Annotated in this window: 20 protein-coding genes; 11 read left to right on the plus strand and 9 right to left on the minus strand. The window is 71.5% G+C overall.

Annotation, left to right across the window (positions count from 1 at the left end; genetic code table 11):
• Window positions 1-78: 78 nt before the first annotated feature.
• From hsaB to hsaA, 4 genes are read right to left on the minus strand one after another with little or no spacing between them, the layout of a single operon-like run.
• A complete protein-coding gene (hsaB, locus tag BST11_RS21030; RefSeq protein ID WP_083139944.1) occupies window positions 79-657 on the minus strand; it encodes a 3-hydroxy-9,10-secoandrosta-1,3,5(10)-triene-9,17-dione monooxygenase reductase subunit in 579 nt (192 codons plus the stop codon).
• Between the two features lie 2 nt (window positions 658-659).
• Window positions 660-1,559 carry an iron-dependent extradiol dioxygenase HsaC gene (hsaC, locus tag BST11_RS21035; protein ID WP_083139945.1) on the minus strand — a complete coding sequence of 300 codons (900 nt, stop codon included), beginning with the start codon at window positions 1,557-1,559 and terminating at the stop codon, window positions 660-662.
• Window positions 1,556-2,431: a 4,5:9,10-diseco-3-hydroxy-5,9,17-trioxoandrosta-1(10),2-diene-4-oate hydrolase gene (gene hsaD, locus BST11_RS21040; protein WP_083139947.1), complete on the minus strand. Its 876-nt coding sequence runs from the start codon at window positions 2,429-2,431 to the stop codon at window positions 1,556-1,558. The genes hsaC and hsaD overlap by 4 nt, the downstream gene beginning before the upstream one ends.
• A complete protein-coding gene (hsaA, locus tag BST11_RS21045) occupies window positions 2,431-3,615 on the minus strand; it encodes a 3-hydroxy-9,10-secoandrosta-1,3,5(10)-triene-9,17-dione monooxygenase oxygenase subunit (protein WP_083139948.1) in 1,185 nt (394 codons plus the stop codon). The genes hsaD and hsaA overlap by 1 nt, the downstream gene beginning before the upstream one ends.
• 147 nt (window positions 3,616-3,762) lie before the next feature.
• Here hsaA and BST11_RS21050 point away from each other — a divergent pair, with 147 nt between their 5' ends.
• Both BST11_RS21050 and BST11_RS21055 read left to right on the plus strand, forming a co-directional pair.
• Entirely contained in the window at window positions 3,763-4,845 is a 1,083-nt protein-coding gene (locus BST11_RS21050) for a ferredoxin--NADP reductase (protein WP_083139950.1), read from the plus strand.
• 28 nt (window positions 4,846-4,873) lie between these two features.
• Window positions 4,874-5,407 carry a hypothetical protein gene (locus BST11_RS21055; RefSeq protein ID WP_083139951.1) on the plus strand — a complete coding sequence of 178 codons (534 nt, stop codon included), beginning with the start codon at window positions 4,874-4,876 and terminating at the stop codon, window positions 5,405-5,407.
• Between the two features lie 33 nt (window positions 5,408-5,440).
• Here BST11_RS21055 and BST11_RS21060 read toward each other — a convergent pair whose 3' ends face one another.
• Complete coding sequence (locus BST11_RS21060; protein WP_083139953.1) at window positions 5,441-6,322, minus strand: SDR family oxidoreductase; 882 nt, start codon at window positions 6,320-6,322, stop codon at window positions 5,441-5,443.
• A gap of 85 nt (window positions 6,323-6,407) precedes the next feature.
• Here BST11_RS21060 and BST11_RS21065 point away from each other — a divergent pair, with 85 nt between their 5' ends.
• Complete coding sequence (locus BST11_RS21065) at window positions 6,408-6,980, plus strand: TetR/AcrR family transcriptional regulator (RefSeq protein ID WP_083139954.1); 573 nt, start codon at window positions 6,408-6,410, stop codon at window positions 6,978-6,980.
• Here BST11_RS21065 and BST11_RS21070 read toward each other — a convergent pair whose 3' ends face one another.
• Entirely contained in the window at window positions 6,981-9,104 is a 2,124-nt protein-coding gene (locus BST11_RS21070) for an acyl-CoA dehydrogenase family protein (RefSeq protein ID WP_083139955.1), read from the minus strand.
• 278 nt (window positions 9,105-9,382) lie between these two features.
• Between BST11_RS21070 and kstR the strand changes: the two genes are divergently transcribed.
• Window positions 9,383-9,988, plus strand: coding sequence for a cholesterol catabolism transcriptional regulator KstR (kstR, locus tag BST11_RS21075; RefSeq protein WP_165607986.1), 606 nt, complete (start codon window positions 9,383-9,385; stop codon window positions 9,986-9,988).
• Here kstR and BST11_RS21080 read toward each other — a convergent pair.
• A complete protein-coding gene (locus BST11_RS21080; RefSeq protein ID WP_083139956.1) occupies window positions 9,985-11,064 on the minus strand; it encodes an Rv3575c family transcriptional regulator in 1,080 nt (359 codons plus the stop codon). The genes kstR and BST11_RS21080 overlap by 4 nt on opposite strands.
• Before the next feature lie 128 nt (window positions 11,065-11,192).
• Here BST11_RS21080 and BST11_RS21085 point away from each other — a divergent pair, with 128 nt between their 5' ends.
• Genes BST11_RS21085 through BST11_RS21110 form a run of 6 tightly spaced genes read left to right on the plus strand, consistent with a single transcriptional unit; the run spans window position 11,193 to window position 16,764 of the window.
• Window positions 11,193-12,110, plus strand: a complete 918-nt coding sequence (locus tag BST11_RS21085; protein ID WP_083139957.1) for a metal ABC transporter solute-binding protein, Zn/Mn family — start codon at window positions 11,193-11,195, stop codon at window positions 12,108-12,110.
• On the plus strand, window positions 12,107-12,940 hold the full coding sequence (locus BST11_RS21090) for a metal ABC transporter ATP-binding protein (protein ID WP_083139958.1): 834 nt from the start codon (window positions 12,107-12,109) through the stop codon (window positions 12,938-12,940). Before BST11_RS21085 ends, BST11_RS21090 begins: the two co-directional genes overlap by 4 nt.
• A complete protein-coding gene (locus BST11_RS21095; RefSeq protein WP_083139959.1) occupies window positions 12,937-13,809 on the plus strand; it encodes a metal ABC transporter permease in 873 nt (290 codons plus the stop codon). The genes BST11_RS21090 and BST11_RS21095 overlap by 4 nt, the downstream gene beginning before the upstream one ends.
• Window positions 13,810-13,818: 9 nt before the next feature.
• On the plus strand, window positions 13,819-14,577 hold the full coding sequence (locus tag BST11_RS21100; protein ID WP_083139960.1) for a LamB/YcsF family protein: 759 nt from the start codon (window positions 13,819-13,821) through the stop codon (window positions 14,575-14,577).
• A complete protein-coding gene (locus BST11_RS21105) occupies window positions 14,577-15,497 on the plus strand; it encodes an MBL fold metallo-hydrolase (RefSeq protein ID WP_083139961.1) in 921 nt (306 codons plus the stop codon). The genes BST11_RS21100 and BST11_RS21105 overlap by 1 nt, the downstream gene beginning before the upstream one ends.
• A 25-nt stretch (window positions 15,498-15,522) precedes the next feature.
• The gene (locus BST11_RS21110; protein WP_083139962.1) at window positions 15,523-16,764 is read left to right on the plus strand and encodes an SLC13 family permease; all 1,242 of its coding nucleotides are present in this window, start codon (window positions 15,523-15,525) and stop codon (window positions 16,762-16,764) included.
• Between the two features lie 13 nt (window positions 16,765-16,777).
• On the opposite strand, the gene BST11_RS21115 is transcribed toward BST11_RS21110, so the two are convergent.
• Complete coding sequence (locus BST11_RS21115) at window positions 16,778-18,154, minus strand: cytochrome P450 (RefSeq protein ID WP_083139963.1); 1,377 nt, start codon at window positions 18,152-18,154, stop codon at window positions 16,778-16,780.
• A 92-nt stretch (window positions 18,155-18,246) separates the two neighbouring features.
• On the minus strand, window positions 18,247-20,880 hold the full coding sequence (locus BST11_RS21120) for a LuxR C-terminal-related transcriptional regulator (protein WP_083139984.1): 2,634 nt from the start codon (window positions 20,878-20,880) through the stop codon (window positions 18,247-18,249).
• A gap of 181 nt (window positions 20,881-21,061) precedes the next feature.
• On the opposite strand from BST11_RS21120, the gene BST11_RS21125 reads away from it, so the two are divergent.
• On the plus strand, window positions 21,062-22,531 hold the full coding sequence (locus tag BST11_RS21125) for an FAD-dependent oxidoreductase (RefSeq protein WP_083139964.1): 1,470 nt from the start codon (window positions 21,062-21,064) through the stop codon (window positions 22,529-22,531).
• The last annotated feature ends 5 nt before the right edge of the window (window positions 22,532-22,536 follow it).

Genomic DNA, 22,536 nt, shown 5'->3' on the forward strand with positions numbered 1-22,536 from the left:
ACAATCAACGACGCCACTCAGCCATCGGAGGCAAACCCCCGATCACCAGAGTGTCACCAACGTCCTAGCTGAGTACATCTAGAGCCAGGTGTCCTGGGTGGTGGTGGTCAGGAACGCTTCCAGGTCGTCGCGCCACTGCGCCGGCGTCGTCTTGTCGGGTTCGATGCCGGTGTAGTCGCCGCGATAGAACAGCAGCGGCCGCGGCTTGACTGTAGGGGCATTTGAACCAAACTCAGCCAGCGAGCGGACCGCACCGAACACCACGAAGTGGTCCCCGCCCTCGTGCACGGACGCCACCGTGCAGTCGATGTAGGCCAGCGACCGGTCGATGATCGGCGAACCCAATTCGGAAGCGTGCCAGTCGATCCCGGCGAACTTGTCGGGTTCCTTCGACCCGAACCGGGCCGAGACGTCCTTTTGCTCCTCGGTCAGCACGTTGACGCAGAACCGCCCGCTGGCCTGAATCGCCTTGAAGGACCGCGAGACCTTGGTGGGGCAGAACAGCACCAGCGGCGGGTCCAGGGACAGGGCCGCAAAGGACTGGCAGGCAAACCCGACCGGGACGTCGTCGTGCACCGTGGTGATGATGGTGATCCCGGTGCAGAACTGGCCCAGCACCTGCCGGAAGGCGCGTGGGTCGATCGGCGCGGCGGTCACGGCTAGCTCCGGAAGCCGACCGTGAAGTCGTGACCCCAGAGGCTGACGGCCGTGCTCTCCCGGGCGATCCAGTCGTCGTCGACTTTCCTGCCCTCGCAACCGAATTCGACGTCGAATCCGCCGGGGGTCTTCATGTAGAACGACAGCATCAGGTCGTTGACGTGGCGGCCCAGCGTCGCCGACATCGGCACGTTGCGGCGCAACGCCCGGTCCAGGCACAGGCCCACGTCGTCGGCCTCCTCCACCTCGACCATCAGATGCACTATCCCGCTGGGGGTCTGCCCGGGCATGAAGGCGAGGCTGTGATGGCGCGGGTTGCAGCCCAGGAACCGCAGCCACACCGGCGGCGCGTCGGCGGGCCGGCCCACCACCTGTGGCGGCAGGCGCATCGAGTCACGCAGCCTGAAGCCCAGCACATCCCGGTAAAAATGCAGCGTCTCCGCGTCGTCGCGGGTGGTCAACACCACGTGCCCCAGGCCCTGCTCGCCCGTGACGAACTTGTGGCCGTAGGGGCTCACCACCCGGCGGTGCTCGAGGGCCGCCCCGTGGAAGACCTCGAGGCAGTTGCCCGACGGGTCGGAGAACCGGATCATCTCGTCGACCCGGCGATCCGCCAGTTCGGCCGCGGTGGCCTCCTTGTACGGCGTGCCCTCCACGTCGAGGCGATTCCGGATCTCCTGCAGGCCTTCGGCGTTCGCGCATTCCCAGCCGGCCTCCGCTAGCCGGTCCTGCTCACCCGGCACGATGACCAGCCGGGCCGGGAAATCGTCCATTCGCAGGTAGAGCGCGCCCTCGCTGTTGCCCCTACCCTCGACCATGCCGAGGACCTTCAACCCGTATTCGCGCCAGGCGCCCATGTCGGTGGCCTCGATGCGCAGATAGCCGAGCGACCGGATGCTCATCCCCCACCTCCCAAGAAATCGATCGTGAGTTTGTTGAACTCGTCGAACTTCTCCACCTGCGCCCAGTGCCCACATTGCCCGAAGACGTGCAGCTGCGCACGCGGAATGGTCTTCAGCGCCACCAGCGCGCCGTCCAGCGGGTTGACCCGGTCCTCCCGTCCCCAGATCAACAGCACCGGCTGGCGCAGCCGGTAAACCTCGCGCCACATCATGCCGAGCTCAAAGTCGGCCCCCGCGAACGACATTCCCATCGCCCGAGTCGCCGTCAGGGACTCCGGCGTGCTGGCCAGCGTGAAACGCTGGTCCACCAGCTCGGGGGTGATCAGGTCCTTGTCGTAGACCATCACCCGCAGGAAGGCCTCGAGGTTTTCGCGCGTGGGCGCCGCGGAGAACGCGGACAGGCGCTTGACGCCCTCGGTCGGGTCCGGGGAGAACAGGTTGACGCTCAACCCGCCGGGCCCCATCAGCAGCAGCCGCCCGGCCCGGTCGGGGTAGTCCAGCGCGAACCGGACCGCGGTGCCCCCGCCCAGCGAATTGCCCACCAGCGGAACGCGTCCCAGGCCCAGTTGGTCGAACAACCCCTTGAGCGCCCTGGCGGCGTAGCGGTTGAACTGCCCGTGCTCGGCGCGCTTGTCGGAGTGCCCATACCCGGGCTGATCGACGGCCAGCACGTGGAACCGTTCGGCCAGCACGGGGACGTTGCGCGACCAGTTCGTCCAGCTCGCCGCCCCGGGACCGCCGCCGTGCAGCAGCACCACGGTCTGGTCGTTTCCGACGCCCGCCTCGTGGTAGTGCAGCCTCAGCGGCCCGTCCACGTCCACCTCCACGAAGCGCGACGTGGATTCGAACGTCAGCTCCTGCGTGGTGGTCATCAGACCATGGTGTCGCCGGGGGGCAGCCCGAACTCGTGGTTCCCGAAGATCACGTAGGCGCGCTCGGGGTCGTTGGCCGCGTGCACCCGGCCGGCGTGCGCGTCCCGCCAGAACCGCTGCACCGGCTGGTCGTTCGCCAGCGCGGTGGCGCCGGACGCCTCGAACAACCGGTCGATCGACGCGATCGCCCGGCCGGTGGCGCGCACCTGGTCACGACGGGCCCGGGCGCGCAGCTCGAACGGAATCTCCTTGCCCGCCGCCAGCAGCGCATATTCGTCGCCGACGTTGCCGATCAACTGCCGCCACGCGGCGTCGATGTCGCTGGCCGCCTCGGCGATGCGGATCTTGGCGAACGGGTCGTCCTTGGCCTTCTCGCCGGCGAACGCGGCCCGCACCCGCTTGCCCTGGTGCTCGACGTGCGCGGCGTACGCACCGTAGGCCATGCCCACGATGGGCGCCGAGATGGTGGTGGGATGCATTGTGCCCCAAGGCATCTTGTAGACGGGGGCGGTGTTGGTCCGGTATCCCCCGGCGCTGCCGTCGTTCATGGCCTTGTAGGACAGGAACCGGTGCCGGGGCACGAAGACGTCCTTGACCACCAGCGTGTTGCTGCCGGTGCCGCGCAGGCCGACGACGTGCCAGACGTCGTCGATGCGGTACTCGCTGCGCGGGATGAGAAAGCTGCCGAAGTCCACCGGCCGGCCGTCCTTGATGACCGGGCCGCCCACGAACGTCCACGAGGCGTGGTCGCAGCCCGACGACCAGTTCCACGAACCGTTGACCAGGTAACCGCCGTCGGTCACGACGCCCGCGCCCATCGGGGCGTACGACGATGAGATCCGCGTGTTGGGGTCGTCGCCCCACACCTCCTCCTGGGCCTGCTGGTCGAACAGGGCCAGGTGCCAGTTGTGCACGCCGACGATCGAGCCCACCCAGCCGGTGGAACCGCACGCGCTGGCCAGCCGCCGCGTCGCCTCGTAGAACAGGGCGGGGTCGCACTGCAGCCCGCCCCACTGCTCGGGCTGCAGCAGGGTGAAGAAGCCGACGTCCTGGAGATCCTGAACGGTCTCGTCGGGCAGCCGGCGCAGATCCTCGGTCGCCTGGGCGCGCTCGGCGATCTTGGGAAGAAGGTCGTCGATCCCAGCCAACACCGACTGCGCATCGCGCTGTTGAATGGACGTCACTGCGGTTGCCTCCCGGGAGTACGGACTTACACGAAAGACTAGAACACGTTCCGATTCGTGTCGAGCAGGGTATTCCTGCGGCTGGTAGCGGTATTAATCCGGTTTTCTATAACATGTTCTAGTCACCAGGGAAAGGATGGACGGGTCGTGACCGATGCGATTCCCGACGAGCCGCTCGGCGACCACGTCCTCGAGCTGCAGATCGCCGAGGTCGTCGCCGAGACCGACGAGGCGCGCTCGTTGGTGTTTGCGGTGCCGGCGGCGTCCGGCGATCCGGACGTCCCGCCGGAGCGGCTGCGCTACGCACCCGGCCAGTTCCTGACGTTGCGCGTCCCCAGCGACCGCACCGGCTCGGTAGCGCGGTGCTACTCGCTGTGCAGCTCGCCGTTCACCGGCGACGCCCTGACGGTCACCGTCAAGCGCACCGCGGACGGGTACGCGTCGAACTGGCTGTGCGACAACGCGCACGCGGGCATGCGGATCCACGTGCTCGCGCCGTCGGGCAACTTCGTGCCCAAGACGCTCGACGACGACTTCCTGCTGATGGCGGCCGGCAGCGGGATCACCCCGATCATGTCGATCTGCAAGTCGGCGCTGGCCGAGGGCGGCGGGCGGGTGACCCTGCTCTACGCCAACCGCGACGACCGCTCGGTGATCTTCGCCGAGGCGCTGCGCGAGCTGTCCGCCAAGTACCCCGACCGGCTCACGGTGGTGCACTGGCTGGAGTCGCTGCAGGGACTGCCGAGCGCAGCGGCGCTGGCCAAGCTCGCCGCCCCCTACACCGACCGCCCGGTGTACATCTGCGGGCCCGGGCCGTTCATGGAGGCGGCACGCGTGGCGCTGGACGAGCTGAAAGTGCCTGCCGCGCAGGTGCATATCGAGGTGTTCAAGTCGCTGGAGTCGGATCCGTTCGCGGCGGTGAAAGTCTCAGACACTGCCGAAGGGGACCAGCCGCCGGCCACCGCGGTGGTCGAGCTGGACGGCGAGACGCACACCGTCTCGTGGCCGCGCCAGGCCAAGCTGCTCGACGTGTTGCTCGCGAAGGGCCTGGACGCGCCGTTTTCGTGCCGGGAGGGCCACTGCGGCGCGTGCGCCTGCACGCTGCGCGGCGGCAAGGTGAACATGGAGGTCAACGACGTCCTCGAGCAGCAGGACCTCGACGACGGCCTGATTCTGGCCTGTCAATCTCGCCCGGAATCTGATTCGGTAGAAGTCACCTACGACGAGTAGTCGCCTGGCGAACCGGAGGGAGAGCGGGATGAAGCGGCTCTTATCGGGATTTGCGGTCGTCGGGGGCATGCTGGCGCTGGTGCCCGGACCCGTCTGCGCCGCGGCGAGCAACACCGCGACCACCCTGTTCCCGCTGGACGGCCCCAACCAGCTGGAGACGCACGCCTTTCTCAACTGCTTCAGCGGGGACGGCCACTGCGACTTCACCGTCGGCGCCGACATGCGCACGCCCGACGGCGTGACGGGCTTCCCGCCGGGCCTGTGGGCGCGCCAGACCACCGAGATCCGCTCACCGAACCGGTTGGCCTACCTCGACGCGCACGCCAGCGGCCAATACGAACGGGTCCACAAGGCGATGGGGTCCGACGAGATCACCACCGTCTACTTCGGTGAGGGGCCGCCGGACAAGTACCAGACTTCCGGGCGCATCGACTCGGCCGACTGGCAGACGGGCCGGCCCAAGACCGACATCAGCGTCATCGCCTGCACGCACATCCAGGTGGTCTACCCCGGGGTCAACATCACCTCGCCCAGCACCTGCGCGCAGACGACGTTTTCCTGAGTCTTCGCAGGTTTTCGTAACGTCTGCGGGGGCCTAACCCGGGTAGTCGCCGGTTTCGAGGTCCTCGAGCAGGCTCGGGCCGGTGGGGTTCCAGCCGAACCGCCGGCGGGTGAGCGCGCTCGACGACGGCTGGTCGACGGCGAAGATGGTGCCGAGCGGGCCGAAACTCTCGGCCGGGGCGGGCTCGACGGGCACATCGAGACGGCGGCCGATCGCCTCGGCGATCGCCCGCATCGGGTCACCTTCGTCGCCAACGGCGTGCAGCACCGAGCCGGGTGGGGACTGTTCGAGCGCGAGCCGGAACAACGACGCGGCGTCCTCCCGATGCACCGCGGGCCAGCGTTGCGCGCCGTCGCCCACGACGGCGGACACCCCGCGCTGCCGGGCGGCCAGGATCAGAATGCCGGCGAAGCCGTAGCGTCCGCCGGCGTCGTGGACCGACCGCGGCAGCCGCACGGCGGAAGATCGGACGCCGCGCCCGGCCAGGTCGATGGCGGCTTGTGCGGTGCGGCCCCGCCCGGCCATCGGTCCCTCGACGTTGAAGGGGTCGTCTTCGGTGCTCGCACGCCCGGGCACCGCGGGGGTGCCGCTCGCGAGCACCAGCGGCTTACCGGTGTCGACGAGCGCGTCGCCGAGCGCGGCGACCGCGCGGGCCTCGGCGTCGATGCCGGCGGCGATGTCGGTGAAGTCGTTCGAGAACGCCAGCGAGATGACGCCGTCGGCGGCGCCGGCCGCCCGCCGCAGGACGTCCAGGTCGGCGATGTCGCCCCGCAGCGGCTCCGCGCCCAGCGCGCTGACGGTCTTGGCCGCAGCGTCGGATCGGGCCAGGCCCACGACCCGATGACCGGCGGCGATCAGGTGCGAGACGACGGCCGAGCCGATTCCTCCGCTGGCACCGGTGACAAATACGCGCACGAGCAGCTCCGTTCGAGTGATGCGACAATGGTCCCATCACCCTACACCGGTGACGGGACAATAGTCGCATCACTAAGGTGAGCTGATGGCCCGCTGGCAACCCGACGCACGCGAACGGTTGGTCGCCGCGGCACTGGATCTGTTCAACGAACGCGGCTACGACGAGACCACCGTCGCGCAAATCGCCGAGCGCGCCGGCCTGACGAAGAGCACGTTCTTTCGGCACTTCCCGGACAAGCGTGACGTGCTGGCCGCCGGCCAGGACGCCATCGCGCAACTACTCCGCGAGGGAATCGCCGCGGCGCCGCCCGGCGCGACGCCGCTGGCCGCCGTGTGCGCCGGCCTGCAGTCCGCGGCGGCGGCGTTCACGTCGTTCAACCGGGACCTCGCACCCAGGCTCAAAGCGGCGATCGCCGCCAGCGCCGAACTGCAAGAACGCAACGCGCTCAAACAGATCGGGCTCGCCCTTGCCATGGCCGAAGCGCTTCGATCCCGCGGCGTGCCCGAGCCGACGGCCCTATTGGCCGCCGAGCTCGGTGCGCTGGCGTTCAAGACGGCCTATGCCCGTTGGGCCGAACCGGACGAAGGCCGGGACTTGGGAACCATCGCTTGCGACGCGGTGCGCGAGTTGCACGCCGCCGCAGCCGATCTCGGCTGACTAGCGGGGCAGGCCCAACAGCCGCTCGGCGGCGACGGTCAGCAGGATCTGTTCGGTGCCGCCGGCGATGGTCAGGCAGCGGGTGTTGAGGAAGTCGTAGACGGCGCGGTTGTCGACCAGGCCACCGCCCTCGGAGACGTCCATCGTGTATTCGGCCAGCGCCTGCCGGTAGCGGACGCCGATGAGCTTGCGCACGCTGGACTGCGCGCCGGGGTCCTGGCCGCCGACGGCGAGTTGCGCGATGCGCTGGTCCAGCAGCGCGCCCGTCTGGGCGGTGACGATCAGCCGGCCCAGCCGGTCCTGCTGGGACACGTCGAGGTCGATCGCGGACAGCATTTTGAGCAGCTCTTCCATCGGGTTGCCCAGCGCGGTGCCGCTGGCCATCGCGATGCGCTCGTTGGCCAGGGTGGTCCGGGCCAGCCGCCACCCGTCGTTGACTTTGCCGACCACCATCTCGTCGGGCACGAACACGTTGTCCAGGAACACCTCGTTGAACAGCGAGTCGCCGGTGATCTCGCGCAGCGGCCGGATCTCGATGCCGGGTGACTTCATGTCGACCAGGAAGTAGGTGATGCCCTTGTGCTTGGGGGCGTCGGGGTCGGTGCGCGCCAGGCACACGCCCCACCGCGCCTTGTGCGCGGCCGACGTCCACACCTTCTGCCCGGTGAGCAGCCAGCCACCGTCACCCCGCACCGCCTTGGTCCGCAGTGATGCCAGGTCCGACCCGGCGCCGGGCTCGGAAAACAGTTGGCACCAAAGGAATTCGCCGCGCAGCGTGGCCGGCACGAAGCGCGCGATCTGCTCCGGCGTGCCGTGCTCCAGCAGGGTCGGCGCGGCCCACCAGCCGATGACCAGGTCCGGCCGCACGACGCCGGCCGCCGCCATCTCCCGATCGATCAGCAGCTGCTCCGCCGGTGACGCGCCGCGCCCGTGCGGCGGCGGCCAGTGCGGCGCCTGCAGCCCCTCCTCGGCCAACGCCGCCTGCCGCTTTTCCTCGGGCAGCGCGGCGACCCGGGCGACGGCCGCGGCGATCCCGGGCCGCAGGTCCTCGACCCGTGACAGGTCGATCCCCAGCCGGCGCCGCACCCCCTGCTGGGTCAGCGCCGTGATGCGGCGCAGCCAGCGCTCGGCGCCCCCCAGGAACCTGCCGATGCTGTGGGCGCGGCGCAGGTACAGGTGCGCGTCGTGCTCCCAGGTGCAGCCGATGCCGCCGAGCACCTGAATGCAGTCGCGGACGTTGGCCTTCGCGGCGGTGATGCAGGTGGCGGCGGCCACCGCGGCCGCCAGCGAGAACTGGGCGGGATCGGGATCGGCCGCGGCGCGGGCGGCGTCGGCGGCGGCGACCTCGGCCTGCTCGGCGCGGCACAGCATCTCCGCGCACAGGTGCTTGACGGCCTGGAAGCTGCCGATCGGCTTGCCGAACTGCTCGCGCACCTTTGCGTAGGCCACCGCGGTGTCCAGCGACCAACGCGTGATGCCGGCGGCCTCGGCGGCCAGCAGGGTCGCGGCCAGTTCCTCGACCCGGCGCTCCGGCAGCCCGGCGGCGGGCGCGCCCGTCAGCACCACGCGGGCCAGCGGCCGGGAGAAGTCGGTGGCCGGCAGGGGCTCGAGCCGCGCGCCGGCGGCGCCGGTGTCGGTGTCGGTGTCGACCAGCACCCAGTCGCCGCCCGCCGGCACCAGCACGACGCCACCGGGCGCCCCACCCAGCACGAGGTCGGCGGTTCCCGACGCCGTCCCGTTTTCGAAGCGGACGTCACCTTGCAGAGCCACCCCGGCGAAGCGTTCGCCCGAGGCCAGCGCGGCCAGCAACTCCGGGTCGTCGACGACCAGCGTCGCCAGGGCCGTGGTCGCGACCGGCCCGGGCACCAGCGCCTTGGCCGCCTCCTCGACCATCGCGCAGAGGTCCTCGACGCTGCCGCCGGCTCCACCCCGCTCCTCGGGCACCGCCACGGAAAAAATGCCCAGGTCGGCCAGGCTCGCGAAGACCGGCCGCCAGGCGTCGGGCTCGCCCTGTTCGACGTCGCGGATCGCCGCGGTCCCACCCGGCCCCGACGTCGCGTTGCGGGCCCAGTCGCGCACCAGCGCACGCGCGGCAAACTGTTCGTCGGTGACGGTCGCTACCACCCTGGGCCTCCGCGTGATTGATTCTTCGATGACGATAAGGAGCGCTCGATGTACTTCACAGCTCACTAGAACGTGTTCTAATAGTGCCAGCGATCGAGCGTCAAGTCGAACGCCATCACACCAGTACACGTGGTTGTACCGGCTGCGGGGAGGTGGGAAATTCACGCACAGCATGCGTATCGTTTGCGAACGAACCACCCGGAAAAGGAGCGCTCCCGCAGATGTCGTCAGCCAATCCGACCCGCGATCCCGAGTCGCAGCCGCGCGAGGTCATGAACGTGGCGGTGCTGGCTGAGTCCGAGCTGGGCTCGGAGGCGCAACGGGAACGCCGCAAGCGCATCCTGGACGCCACCATGGCCATCGCGTCCAAGGGCGGCTACGAGGCGGTGCAGATGCGCGCCGTGGCCGACCGCGCCGACGTGGCGGTGGGCACCCTGTACCGGTACTTCCCGTCGAAGGTGCACCTGCTGGTGTCGGCGCTGGGCAGGGAGTTCAGCCGCATCGACGCCAAGACCGACCGCTCCTCCCTCACCGGCGGCACCCCGTTTCAGCGGCTGAATTTCATGGTCGGCAAGCTCAACCGCGCGATGCAGCGCAACCCGCTGCTCACCGAGGCGATGACGCGCGCCTACGTCTTCGCCGACGCCTCGGCGGCCAGCGAGGTCGACCAGGTCGAGAAGCTCATCGATTCGATGTTCGCCCGGGCCATGGCGGACGGCGAACCGACCGAGGACCAGTACCACATCGCCCGGGTGATTTCCGACGTGTGGCTGTCCAACCTGCTGGCCTGGCTGACGAGGCGGGCCTCGGCGACCGACGTCAGCAAGCGGTTGGACCTGGCCGTGCGGCTGCTGATCGGTGACACCGACGAAGCCGGCCGCTAGGCCGGCGGCCCGGCGGTGCGGCCCCGCACGAATTCGGTGTCGAGCGATTCGACGACGGGCAGGCCCGAGCGGGGCGGCTTCAGCAGCAGCTCGCCGGCCCGGTGCCCCTTGCGCAGGCTCGGCTGGGCCACCGTGGTCAGCCCGCGGGCGATCGCTTCCGGAACGCCGTCGAACCCGGTGACCGTCATCTGGCCCGGGACGTAAATGCCATGCGCGCGAAGGTAATCCATCGCGGACATAGCCAGGATGTCGGCGGTGCACATCAGCGCGGTAATCCGCGGATTGGCCTCGAGCGCCGCCTGGGCGGCGACGCCACCCGACTCCGGCAGGTGCTCGTAGCTTTCCACCACGGTCAGCGCATCCGGGTCGACCCCGGCGGCCGTCATCGCCTCCCACACGCCGACGATGCGCTCGCGCTGCACGTCGAAGGCGGGTGAGCGCAGCCGGTCGGCGTCGACGAGCCCCTGGCGGCGGTCCCGGCCCAGCCGCATGGTCAGCAGACCGATCTCGCGATGCCCCAGCCCGAGCACGTAGTCGGCCAGTTCGCGCATGGCCGCGCGGTCGTCGATGCCCACCCGCGACACCCCGGACAGGCCCTTGGGCTGGTCGACCACCACGACCGGCAGCCGCCGCTGCAGCACGACCTGCAGGTAGGGATCGTCGTCGCAGACCGAATACACGACGAACCCGTCCACGCCGGCGCCCAGCACCGCGGCCGTGCCGTCCTCGCGGCTGCGGCCGGCCCCCACCGCGACCAGCAGCAGCCCCTGCCCCAGCTCCTCGCACGACTGAGCGACCCCGGTGACGAAATCCCGGGCCGCCGGGTCGGAAAAGAAATAGGTCAGCGGTTCGGCCATCACCAGGCCGACCGCGCCGGCCTTGCGGGTGCGCAGGGACCGCGCGACGGGGTCGGGACCCGGGTACCCCAGCCGCTTTGCCGTGGCGAGCACCCGTTCGCGAAGGTCGGCGGAGAGCTGGTCCGGGCGGTTGAAGGCGTTCGAGACCGTCGTGCGCGACACCTTCATTTCGTCGGCCAACGACGCCAGAGTCACACGCCGGCGGGGGGTGGGACTCACGTTCGGTGAGGCTACAGCGGATCGCCGCCCGCGCCCATGAGCACTCCGGTACGCGGTTTCTTAGTGGAAACGATTTTCATTAGTATTATGGGTCGGCCGGTGGGTGGGGAGAGGACGTGGACGTGCGAATGAGGCGGTGGCCGTCGGCCCGCGTGCTCGGTGCGCTGGTTGCGCTCGTCCCGCCCACCTCGACGGCGGTCACCGGCTGCGGCGGTCCGGCGGACCCGCACGCGGTCACCGTGGTGGCGTCGACGGACGTGTGGGGCAGCGTGGCCGGCGCCGTCATCGGCCGCCACGTCGCCGTCCGCTCGCTGGTGAGCGGTGCCGACGCCGATCCGCATTCGTACCTGGCCAGCCCATCGGACGCCGCCGCGATCAGCGACGCAACCCTCGTCGTCTACAACGGCGGCGGCTACGACGCCTGGGTGGACCAGGTGCTGGCGCGGCGCCCGGCCGTCAGGTCGGTCGATGCCTACTCGTTCGTCTCGCACGCGGGACCGGGTGCGCCCGACGAGCACGTCTTCTACGACCTCGACGTGGCCAAGTCCGTCGCCTCCTCGATCGCCGACCGGATGGCGGCCATCGACCCCGCCAACGCCGGCGACTACCGGGCCAACGCCGCCGTGTTCGGCCGCGGCGCCGACGCGATCGCGATCTCCGAACACGCCATCGCCGGCGCCTACCCCGACGCCGGCGTCATCGCGACCGAGCCGGACGCGCACTACCTGCTGGCCGCGGCGGGCCTGGTGAACCGCACGCCGGCCGCGTTCGGCGCGGCCAACGAGAACCAAACCGATCCTTCGCCGGCCGACATGGCATCGGTCCTCGACATGATCGACCAGCGGCGGGTCTCGGCGCTGCTGGTCAACCCCCAGACGTCCGGTTCCGCGGTCGACGGCCTCAAAGACGCCGCGCGGCGCGCGGGCGTCCCGGTCACCGAGGTGAGCGAGACACTGCCCGACGGCACCGACTATTTGACCTGGCAGCGCAATACGGTCGAGAAGTTGCTGGCCGCGCTGCGGTCGAGCCGGCAGGCGCGGAGGTGAGGGTCGAGGCGGTCCGGTCGGTCGGCCAACATGCCCACACCGTCGCGCTGCGCGGCGCCCGGCTGGCGTTCGGCGACCGGGTGCTGTGGGACCACCTCGACCTGTCGGTGTCCCCCGGCGAGTTCGTCGCCGTGCTGGGACCCAACGGGAGCGGGAAGACGTCGCTGCTCAAGGTCCTGCTCGGGCAGCTGTCGCTGAGCGCCGGCGCCGCGCTGGTGGGCGGACGGCCGGTCGCCTCCGGCAGCGAAAGCATCGGCTACGTCCCGCAACACCGCCCGATCGACCACGACGTCATGCTGCGCGGGCGCGACCTGGTGCGGCTGGGCGTCGACGGCGGACGCTGGGGCGCCGTGCCGCTGCGGCCCGCCGACCGGGCGCGCCGGCGTGCGGCCGTGCGCGAGGCGCTGCGCCAGGTCAACGGCGAACGGCTGGCCGACGTCCGGGCCGGCGTGATGTCCGGCGGCGAGCTGCAGCGGGTGCGCATCGCCCAGGCCCTGGTCGGCGACCCGATGCTGCTGCTGTGCGACGAACCCCTGCTGACCCTGGACCCGGCCAACGCCAGGCTGGTGGCGGCGCTGATCGACCGCCGCCGCCGCGACGCCGGGACCACGGTCATCGTCGTCACGCACGAGATCAACCCGATCCTGGCGTACGTGGACCGGTTGCTGTACCTGGTCGACGGCCGCTTTCGGGTCGGCGCCGTCGAGCAGGTGATGACCAGCGAGACGCTGTCGGCGCTGTACCGCGCCGACATCGAGGTGGTCAAGGTCCGCGACCGCTACGTGGTGGTCGGCGAGCCGGGCGATGTCGTCGGCGGGGGCGGCCGATGAATCGCCGGCTCGCCGAGGTGCTGCACCACCTGTTCTCGTTCGACGTCACCGCGGACCTGCTTCGGCACGACTTCGTCCAGCGGGCCCTGCTGGCGGGCGCGCTGCTGGGGCTGGTGGCCGGCCTGATCGGGCCGTTCGTCGTGATGCGGCAGATGTCGTTCGCCGTGCACGGATCCAGCGAATTGTCGCTGACCGGGGCCGCTTTCGCGCTGCTGGTCGGGTTCCAGGTGGGCGCCGGGGCGCTGGTGGGCAGCGCCGTGGCGGCGGCGCTGTTCGGCATCCTCGGCCAACGGGCGCGGGAGCGCGACTCGGCGATCGGCGTGGTGCTCGCGTTCGGGCTGGGTCTGGCGGTGCTGTTCATCCAGCTGTACCCGGGCCGCACCGGGACCAGCTTCGCGCTGCTGACGGGCCAGATCGTCGGCGTCGGCTACACGGGGCTGACGATGCTGGCGCTGGTGTGCCTGCTCGTCGTCGCCGTGCTCGCGACGTGCTATCGGCCGCTGCTGTTCGCCACCGTCGACCCGGACGTCGCGGCCGCGCGCGGGGTGCCGGTGCGCGCGCTGGGCATCGTGTTCGCCGCGCTGGTCGGCGTGGTGGCCGCGCAGGCCGTGCAGATCGTCGGCGCGCTCCTGGTGATGTCGCTGCTGATCACCCCGGCGGCCGCGGCGGCGCGGGTGGTCGCCTCGCCGGCGGCGGCCGTCGCGGCGTCGGTGGTCTTCGCGGAGATCGCCGCCGTCGGGGGCATTCTCTTGTCGCTGGCGCCCGGCGTTCCCGTGTCGGTGTTCGTCGCAACGATCTCGTTCGCGATCTACGTCTGCTGCCGGCTGCGGGGACGGCGCCGCAGCGGCCGCCGCCTGATGGCCGCATAAGCTGGGCGCGTGGCCGGTATCGACCTCAATGCCGACCTGGGCGAGGGCTTCGGCGTCTGGCGTCTCGGCGACGACGACGCCATGCTGCGGATCGTCTCCAGCGCCAACGTGGCGTGCGGGCTGCACGCCGGCGACCCCGCCGGCCTGTCGCGGGTGTGCCGGTCGGCGGCCGAGCGCGGCGTGCGCATCGGGGCGCAGGTCAGCTACCGCGACCTGGCGGGGTTCGGCAGGCGCTTCATCGACGTCGAGGCCGACGACCTCGTCTCCGACGTCGTCTACCAGATCGGCGCGCTGCAGGCGATCGCGCGCGCCTGCGGCTCGGAGGTGTCCTACGTCAAACCCCATGGGGCGCTGTACAACACGATCGTGACCCACCGCGAGCAGGCGGCCGCGGTCGCGCGGGCGGTGCACCTGGTCGACCCCGCGCTGCCGGTGCTGGGCATCGCCGGTTCGGCGTTCTTCGACGAGGCCGCCCGCCTCGGCCTGCGCACGGTTGCCGAGGCGTTCGCCGACCGTGCCTACCGGCCCGACGGGACGCTCGTCCCCCGCCGCGAGCCCGGCGCGCTGCTGGACGACCCGGCGGCCATCGCCGAGCGCGTGTGGACCATGGTGACCTCGGGGCGGGTCACCGCCATCGACGGCACGGAAATCGCCGTGAGCGTGGAATCGGTTTGCGTGCATGGCGATTCGCCGGGCGCGGTGCAGATCGCGACCGCGGTGCGCGATCGGCTCACCGTCGCGGGCGCCGAGATCCGGGCGTTCTGCTGATGCGCCTCAAGCCCGGTCGCCCCGACCTCGCGCGGTACGCCGACCGGTTCGACGCACCCGTCGCGGCACCCGGCGCGCCGCTCTCGGCGACCTGGATGGGTGTGGCGACGCTGCTGCTCGACGACGGCTCGTCGGCGCTGATGACCGACGGTTACTTCTCGCGCCCCGGCCTGGCGCGGGTGGCGGCCGGCACGGTGGCGCCGTCCCCGGCGCGCGTCGACGGCTGCCTGGCCCGGGCGAAGGTGTCTTTGCTCGAGGCCGTCATCCCGGTGCACACGCACCTCGACCACGCGCTGGACTCCGCGCTGGTCGCCGACCGCACCGGCGCGCGGTTGGTCGGCGGCGAGTCGGCGGCCAACGTCGGGCGCGGATACGGCCTGCCCGAGGACCGCCTGGTCGTCGCGACCCCGGGTGAGCCAATCCGGTTGGGCGCCTTCGACGTAACGCTGGTGGAGTCGCACCACTGCCCGCCGGACCGGTTTCCCGGTGCGATCGAGGCGCCCCTGCGGCCGCCGGTGCGTGCGTCAGCATACCGCTGCGGCGAGGCATGGTCGGCGCTGGTGCACCACCGGCCGTCGGACCGGCGGCTGCTGATCCAGGGCAGCGCCGGATTCGTGAAAGGCGCGCTCGCGGGCCGGCGCGCCGAGGTCGTCTACCTCAGCGTCGGCCAGCTCGGGCTGCGGCCGCGGTCCTATCTGCTCGACTACTGGGCCGAGACCGTGCGCGCGGTGGGCGCGCGCCGGGTGATCCTGATCCACTGGGACGACTTCTTCAGCCCCCTGTCAAAACCCTTGCGGGCCTTGCCGTACGCGGGCGACGACCTCGACGTGTCCGTCCGTGTCCTCGACGAGCTGGCCGCGCACGACGGTGTCGCGCTGCACATGCCGACGGTGTGGCGGCGCGAGGACCCGTGGGCGTGAGCGGCTTTCGGGGTCCTAGGCCAGCATGGCACTGACCGTGGCGCTGCTCCTGCTTGCTGCCGTGCTCGCCTTCGCGGTCGCGCGCCCCCGCGGCCGGGCGGAGGCGGTCGCGGCGGTGCCCGCCGCGCTCATCCTGGTCGTGGTCGGCGCGATTCCGCTGCGCCAGGCGGTCGCGGAGGTCACCGACCTGTCGAGGGTGGTCGCGTTCCTCGGCGCCGTGCTGGTGCTGGCCAAGCTGTGCGACGACGAGGGCCTGTTCGAGGCGGCGGGAGCGGTGATCGCTCGGGGCGGGGCCGGGTCGGGCCGCCTCTTGCGGCGGGTGTTCGTCATCGCCGCGCTGATCACCGCCGTGTTGAGCCTGGACGCCGCGGTGGTGTTGCTGACCCCGGTGGTGCTGGCCGCCGTCCGCCGCCGGCGCACGCCGGTGCGGCCGTACGCCTACGCCACCGCCCATCTGGCCAACGGTGCGTCGCTGCTGCTGCCGGTGTCCAACCTGACCAACCTGCTGGCGTTCCACACCGCCAAGATCTCGTTCGTCAAGTTCACGCTGGCGATGGCGCTGCCCTGGCTGGGAGCGGTGGCGACGGTGTACGTGGTGTTCCGGTGGTTTTTCGCCGACGATCTGCGCGTGCAGCCCGACCCGACGAAAGCCGGTCCGGCGCCGCGCCCACCGGTGTTCGTGTTGGTCGTCGTCGGCCTGACGCTCGCCGGTTTCGCGGTCGGCCAGTCGGTGGGGGTCGCCCCGGCCTGGGTGGCGCTCGCCGGCGCCTCGGTGCTCGCGGTGCGCAGCCTGAGCCGGGGGCACACCTCGGTCGCCGACATCGCGCGCTCGGCGCACGTGTCGTTCCTGGTGTTCGTGCTGGCGCTGGGCATCGTGGTGCGCGCGGTGATGCTCAACGGCGCGGACCGCGCGATGTCGGCCGTGCTGCCATCCGGCTCGGGGCTGGCCGCGCTGCTCGCCATCGCCGCGATCGCCGCCGTGCTGGCCAACATCGTCAACAACCTGCCCGCCACGCTGGTGCTGCTGCCGCTGGTCGCGCCCGGCGGTGCGGTGGCCGTCCTGTCGGTCCTGATCGGGGTGAACATCGGCCCCAACCTGACCTACGTGGGTTCGCTGTCGAACCTGTTGTGGCGGCGCGTGCTTCGCCAGCATCGCCTCGACGCGGGCATCGGCGAGTACACCCGCCTCGGCCTGTGCACCGTGCCGGTGGCGCTGGTGGTGGCGGTGGTCGCGCTGTGGGCGTCCATGCGGGTCCTCGGCGGCTGAGTGCCGCGGGGCGCTACCCGCTCGCCGTGCGGATGCGGGCGCGGATGGGTGCGGCGGCGACCACGGTGAACGGCGTTGCCAGCGGGAAATTTTCGTCGAGAGACTCGACCTCGGCGGCGCGCACGACGGTGGCCAGCGCCAGCGTGGCCTCCAGCATCGCGAAGTGGTCGCCGATGCAGGAGCGCGGCCCGCCGCCGAACGGCAGGTACTGCCAACGGCTGCGGCCCTTCGACCGCTCCGGGAGGAACCGGTCGGGGTCGAAGCGCAGCGGATCCTCCCACAGCGCCGGATCGCGGTGCAGCGCATAGAAACTCACGAGGGCCATGGTTTCGGCCTCGACCAGGTGGCCATCCACCACGATGTCGCGGGTGGGCGCGCGCATCGTCCCCGCGGCGGGCGGACACAACCGCAGCGCCTCGTGCAACACCCGCACCGTGACGTCGAGCCCGGGCACGTCCTCCGGGGTCAGCGCGCGCTCGCCCAGCGCGGCGACCTCGTTACGGACGCGATCCTGTAGGTCGGGATGATGCCCCAGCGCCCACAGTGCGTAGGTCAGCGTGGTCGAGGTGGTGTCGTGGCCCGCGAGCATGAACAGCACCAGCTCGTGACAGATCTCGTCGTCGGTCAGCGGCTTGCCGGTCTCCTCGTCGATCGCCTGGATGAGGGCGCGCACCAAGGGGGCATCGCGGCCGGGGTCGGCGCGCACCGCGCGCAGGATCTCGGCCGCCAGCCGGTGCAGGGTGTCGTTGGCCCGCCGCGCGATGCGCTGGCTTCTGGTGGGCAGCCACCGCGGGGGGTTCAGCGGCCGCGCCGCGCGGTCGGCCACCCACTCCAGCGACGCCCGCAGGGCCCGCCCGATCTCGTCGGCGCGCTCGTCGAGGTCCAGCCCGAGCACCGAGCGCCCCAGCGCGCGCAGCGTCAACCGGCGGCACTCCGTGTCGAGGTCGACCACCGCGCCGTCGCGCCAGCCGTCGGCGACCGACTGCGCCGCCGCGGCCATGTGTCCGGAGTAGCGCGGCACGTGGCGCTTAGTGAACACCGGCTGCAGCGCCCGTCGCCGCGGCAGCCAGCGCGCGTGCGGAAGGTCGAGGAGGTTGCCGCCCATCAGCGCCCGCATCTCGACCATGGTGCGGGTGCGGCCCCGGTCGGCGATCTCGTCGGTGCGGCCCAACAGGTCCCGGGCACCCTGCGGGCTGGCGATCAGCACGACGTTCGGCAGCAGCCACTTGGGTCCGAGCACGACCCGCGTGATGGGTCCGCCGGCGTCCAACAACGTCTGCAGACCGTCGATGTAGGACCGCACCGCCTTGACCTGGTGCCAATAGGGAAGCGGATTCTTCGGCGACAACGGGCGCGCCCTGACCTCGGATTGCTCCAGCATCTCGACCATGCCAACTCCTTTTGTCGCAGGCACGGTATGGCCGGATCGCGCCGGTGCGCACGAGTAGTCGGCTACTCGAATTGGCCGCAGGCCGGGTTCCGTCAGCTTGGCGCGCCGGGTCCGGCGCGGACGATCGACGCCAGTTCCTCGCGCGACTGCGCCCCGACCCGCTGGCAGGCCCGATAGACGTGGCCCTCGACGGTGCGCACCGACATCACCAGCTTTTCGGCGATCTGCCGGTTGGACAGGCCCGCCACGACGAGTTCGATGACGGCGCGCTGGCGGCCCGACAACTTGAGGCCCGCCGGGGTCCGCAGCGCGGGCGTCTGCAGGCCACCACACTCGTCGGCCAGCTCCCGGGCCAGCGCCCCGGCGTACAGGCCGCGCTTGTGCTGCTGGTGTTCGTCGAACGCGACGGAGGCCTGCGCCGCCGCGTCCGCGGCCGCGACCCGATCACCGATGCCCCGGTACGCCGCCGCCGCGGCCAGCAGGCCCTCGCCGTCTCCGGCCACAAGGGCCTCGGCGTGCCGGGCGACCGCGTCGGCCACCGGCAGCGACAACGCGCCGGCCAGCTCCCGGGCCCGCGCCGCGTCCGAGGCGTCGCCCCATTGCGCGGCGGCCTGGATGCAGGCCAATTCGTGGGTAGGCTGGCCGCGGTCGCGCGCGAGCCCCGCCGCCTCCCGCGCGATCGCGACCGCCTCGCCCAACGAGCCGCTCGCCGCGGCCGCCCACCCGCGGGCCAGCGCCAAGCCGGTGTCCATGAACAAAAAGTCGGGCGGCACGCAGGCCCGCGCGCCCGCCACCGCGTCGTTGGCTTCGGTGGGCTGCCCGAGCTTGGCGTGCGCCTCGGCCAGCGCGAAGTAGCTCGCTGGCCGCAAACCCGTTGTGATGGAATGCATTTGCACCCCGGCGAGGGCTTCGTGCACCAGCCGGACCGCGTCGCCGACGGCGCCCCGCGCCAGTGCGGCGTTGCCCAGCAGCAGGGCCAGGTTCGCATAGGCCAGGCCCGGAACGTCGCGGGCCGATTCGGCCAATTGATCTGCCACGCTGACGAATTCGTCGATGCGACCGGTCAGCCGACACGCTCGCCCGTACACGGCGCCGAACCAGAACCGCATGTGGGACGCCTGAAACGATGTCGTCGCTCGGCGCAGCGCCTCCGCGGCCACGTCGGCCAGTCGATCGACGGTCCCGAGCGCGCCCATGGCCATGATCGACGCGAGCGAGGCCATCATCGCGTGGAAATCGCCCAGCTCGCCCGATCCCAAAGCGGCGCTTGCTCTTTCGGCTGCAATCTCGCAGCGCGCCGACACCGCGTCCAGGCACGCCTGCACCGCAAGACGCTCCGCCGCCTGTCCGGGCGTCTCGTGCGCGGCGGCGAGGCCGTCGAGGATCCGTGCGGCCTCGCCCGGATTGCCCAACATCCACATCAGGTTGGCCGCCCGCACGGTAGCCCAGTGGTGCGCGTCGGGCGCGGACCCCGGACCGCGGCCGCCGGCCATGTCGCGCAGCGCCTCCTCGGCCTGCTCGCCGCGTCCCCGCAGTACCAGGTTCATCGCCCGCACGCCGGCGGCGCCCGGGGCCCCCGCTTGCGCCGCGGCGTTGGCGAACCGGTCGGCCAGGTCGAGATCCAGCAGCGTCATCGCGTGCCGCGCGGATTGCAGGTACAGCTCGGGGTCGGGATCGAGGTCCGACTCGAGGCGCAGCAGCGCCCGGCGCACGGTGGCCTGCATGTCGGCATCACCGGTTTGCGCCAGGCGCGTCGCCAACCGGCCCCGGATCGCCGACAGATACATCTCGCCGGCCGCGGCGCGGCGAAGCTCGCCGAACAGCGGGTGCGCCAGCCTGGCCGTCAGCCCACCGGGGGTGCGTTCGACGTTCACCAGGCCGACTTCTTCGGCGGCCGCCAGGTCCTCGCGGCCGACCAGATCGCGTAGCACCGCGACGGGCAGCGGTTCGCACTGCGACAGCGTGTCGACCACCAGCGCCGCCCCCGGGGTGAGCCGACCCATCTGGCGTGCGACCGTGTCGGACAGGGTCGCCGACACCGCGACGTCCCCGTCCCACACCCAGACCCCGGCCACTCGCCGCATCCGGCCGGCCGCCATCTGGTCGGTGAGCAACTGCCGCAAAAACAACGTGTTTCCGCCCGTGAGGCGCCGGAATCGGTTCGCGCTGCGCGCGTCCACCGGCCCGCCCAGCGTGGACTCGATGACCTCGCGGGTCGCCGCGGCCGACAGCGGCTCGAGGTCCAGGCGAGGCAGCAGCCCGTCCTTCCACAAGGCCGTCACCGCGTCGGGCTCCTCGCGGCCCGTGCGGACGGTGACCACCAGCCGTGCCCCGCCGGACTGCGCCAGCTGGTGAATGACGAGGGCCGACAACCCATCCAGCAGGTGGGCGTCGTCGACACCCACCACGACGCGGCCCCGGCGCTGCCGCGCGACGAACGACTCGATCACGCGCCGCACGTTGGTCAGCGGGTCCGACATGGCGTCGCCCAGCAGGCCGATGAACGCCCCGAGCGGCAGCGCTCGCGCCGACTCGGTGCCGACGATCCATTTCGTGCGCTCCCCCGACGCCTCGGCGCGCCGCAGCACTTCGCGGGCCAGCCAGGTCTTGCCCACCCCCGCCGGGCCCGCGATGACCACGCCCGAGTGATTGCCAGAACCGCCGAGGGCGCGGCGAATGGTGCCCAATTCGCTGTCACGCCCCGTCAGCAGCTCGCCGCTGATCACGCCGTGACTATAGCGGTGCGCGGGCGCCCGCCGGCCCGCGATGCCGGTGTTTCGCAGAGCCCGCCGCAAACCTTTGCCGAGGCCGCGCGCCACGGTCGCGTACCCGACTACGCTATCGGCGCCCGCGCCGCGCCGTGAGCATGGTTTTTGCCAACCGGCGACACGGCGAAAGGCGGTGGGTATGCCCGACTCGATTCCCGACCCGAACCCCCGGATCGGAGGTCACGCGGTGGTGTTGGGGGCGAGCATGGCCGGGCTGCTGGCCGCGCGGACGCTCGCCGACTTCTTCGACACGGTGACGGTGGTGGAGCGCGACCCCCTGCCCGTGTCCGACACCGCCCGCCGCGGCGTGCCCCAGGGCCGCCACCTGCACGGCCTGCTGGCCCGCGGCGCTCAGGTGATCGAGGAGCTGCTCCCCGGCATCCTCGACCAATTGGTGATGGACGGCGCCCAGTACTTCGACGGCCAGGATCTGTCGCAGTGGTACTACAACCTCGGCGGACACCCCATGGTGCGCAGCGGCAGCGCGCCCTCGATCACCGCCTACCTGGTGACCCGGCCGTTCCTGGAGGATCACGTCCGCCGGCGAGTGCGCGACATCCCCAACGTCACGCTGCTCGGCGAGCACGACGTCGTGGCCCTGACGTCTGTGACCTCGACCCGCGACCGGCGCCGCGTCACCGGAGCGCGGGTGGTCGACCGCCGCAGTGGCGAAGACTCCACGCTGAGCGCCGATTTGGTCGTCGACGCCACGGGGCGCGGGGGCCGCACCCCCTTCTGGCTGGACAGCCTGGGCTACGGCCGCCCGCCCGAGGACCGCGTCGCGGTGCACGTGACCTACATCAGCCAGGTGCTGAGCATGACGCCGGACGCGCTGCGCGAGCTCGGTTTCGTCGTTGGGGTGGTGCCGGGCCGGCCACGCGGGTTCGGCATGTTGCACTGCGAGAACGACACCTGGGTGTTCACCGTGATGGGCATCGCGGGTTGCGAACCGCCCCAAGACTTTCCGGGCATGTGCGAGTTCGTCGAGGACTGCGCACCGGCCCACATGCTCGCGGCGGTCAGGGAGGCCCGGCCCATCGGGGAGCCGGCGCGGCACCGCATGCCGTCGAGCCAATGGCGCCGCTACGACAAGATGCGCCGCTTCCCCGACGGCCTGCTGGTGGTCGGCGACGCGATCTGCAGCTTCAACCCGATCTACGGCCAGGGCATGACGGTGGCCGCGCTCGAGGCCGCGGCGCTGCGCGACTGCCTGTTCGGTGGCACCGAGGATTTGGCGCGGCGGTTCTTCCGCGCCGCGGCGCGACCGATCCGTCAGGCGTGGCAGCTGTCAGCTACCCCGGACCGGGCCCTGCCCGAAACCGACGGCGCGCCAACGCTGCCCGAGCGGCTGCTCAACCGGTACGTCGACCGGGTGCTCGCCGCCGCCGAATACGACGCCGCCGCGGTGGACCAGTTCGTCAAGGTGACCTCGCTCGTCGACCCTCCGAGCCGGCTGCTGCGCCCGGGCATCATGTGGCGCGCCGCCCGGGCGGGCGACCGTAGGCGGCCGGCGCGATCGGGCGGTGCGACCGAGCGGCCGGCGTTGCGCAAGACGGCGCACTCGACGCCCCCGACGGATGCGGCCGATAGCGTCATCTTGAGCTGGTGAGCGCC

It is taken from the genome of Mycobacterium alsense (genome assembly GCF_002086635.1).
Lineage (GTDB): Bacteria > Actinomycetota > Actinomycetes > Mycobacteriales > Mycobacteriaceae > Mycobacterium > Mycobacterium alsense.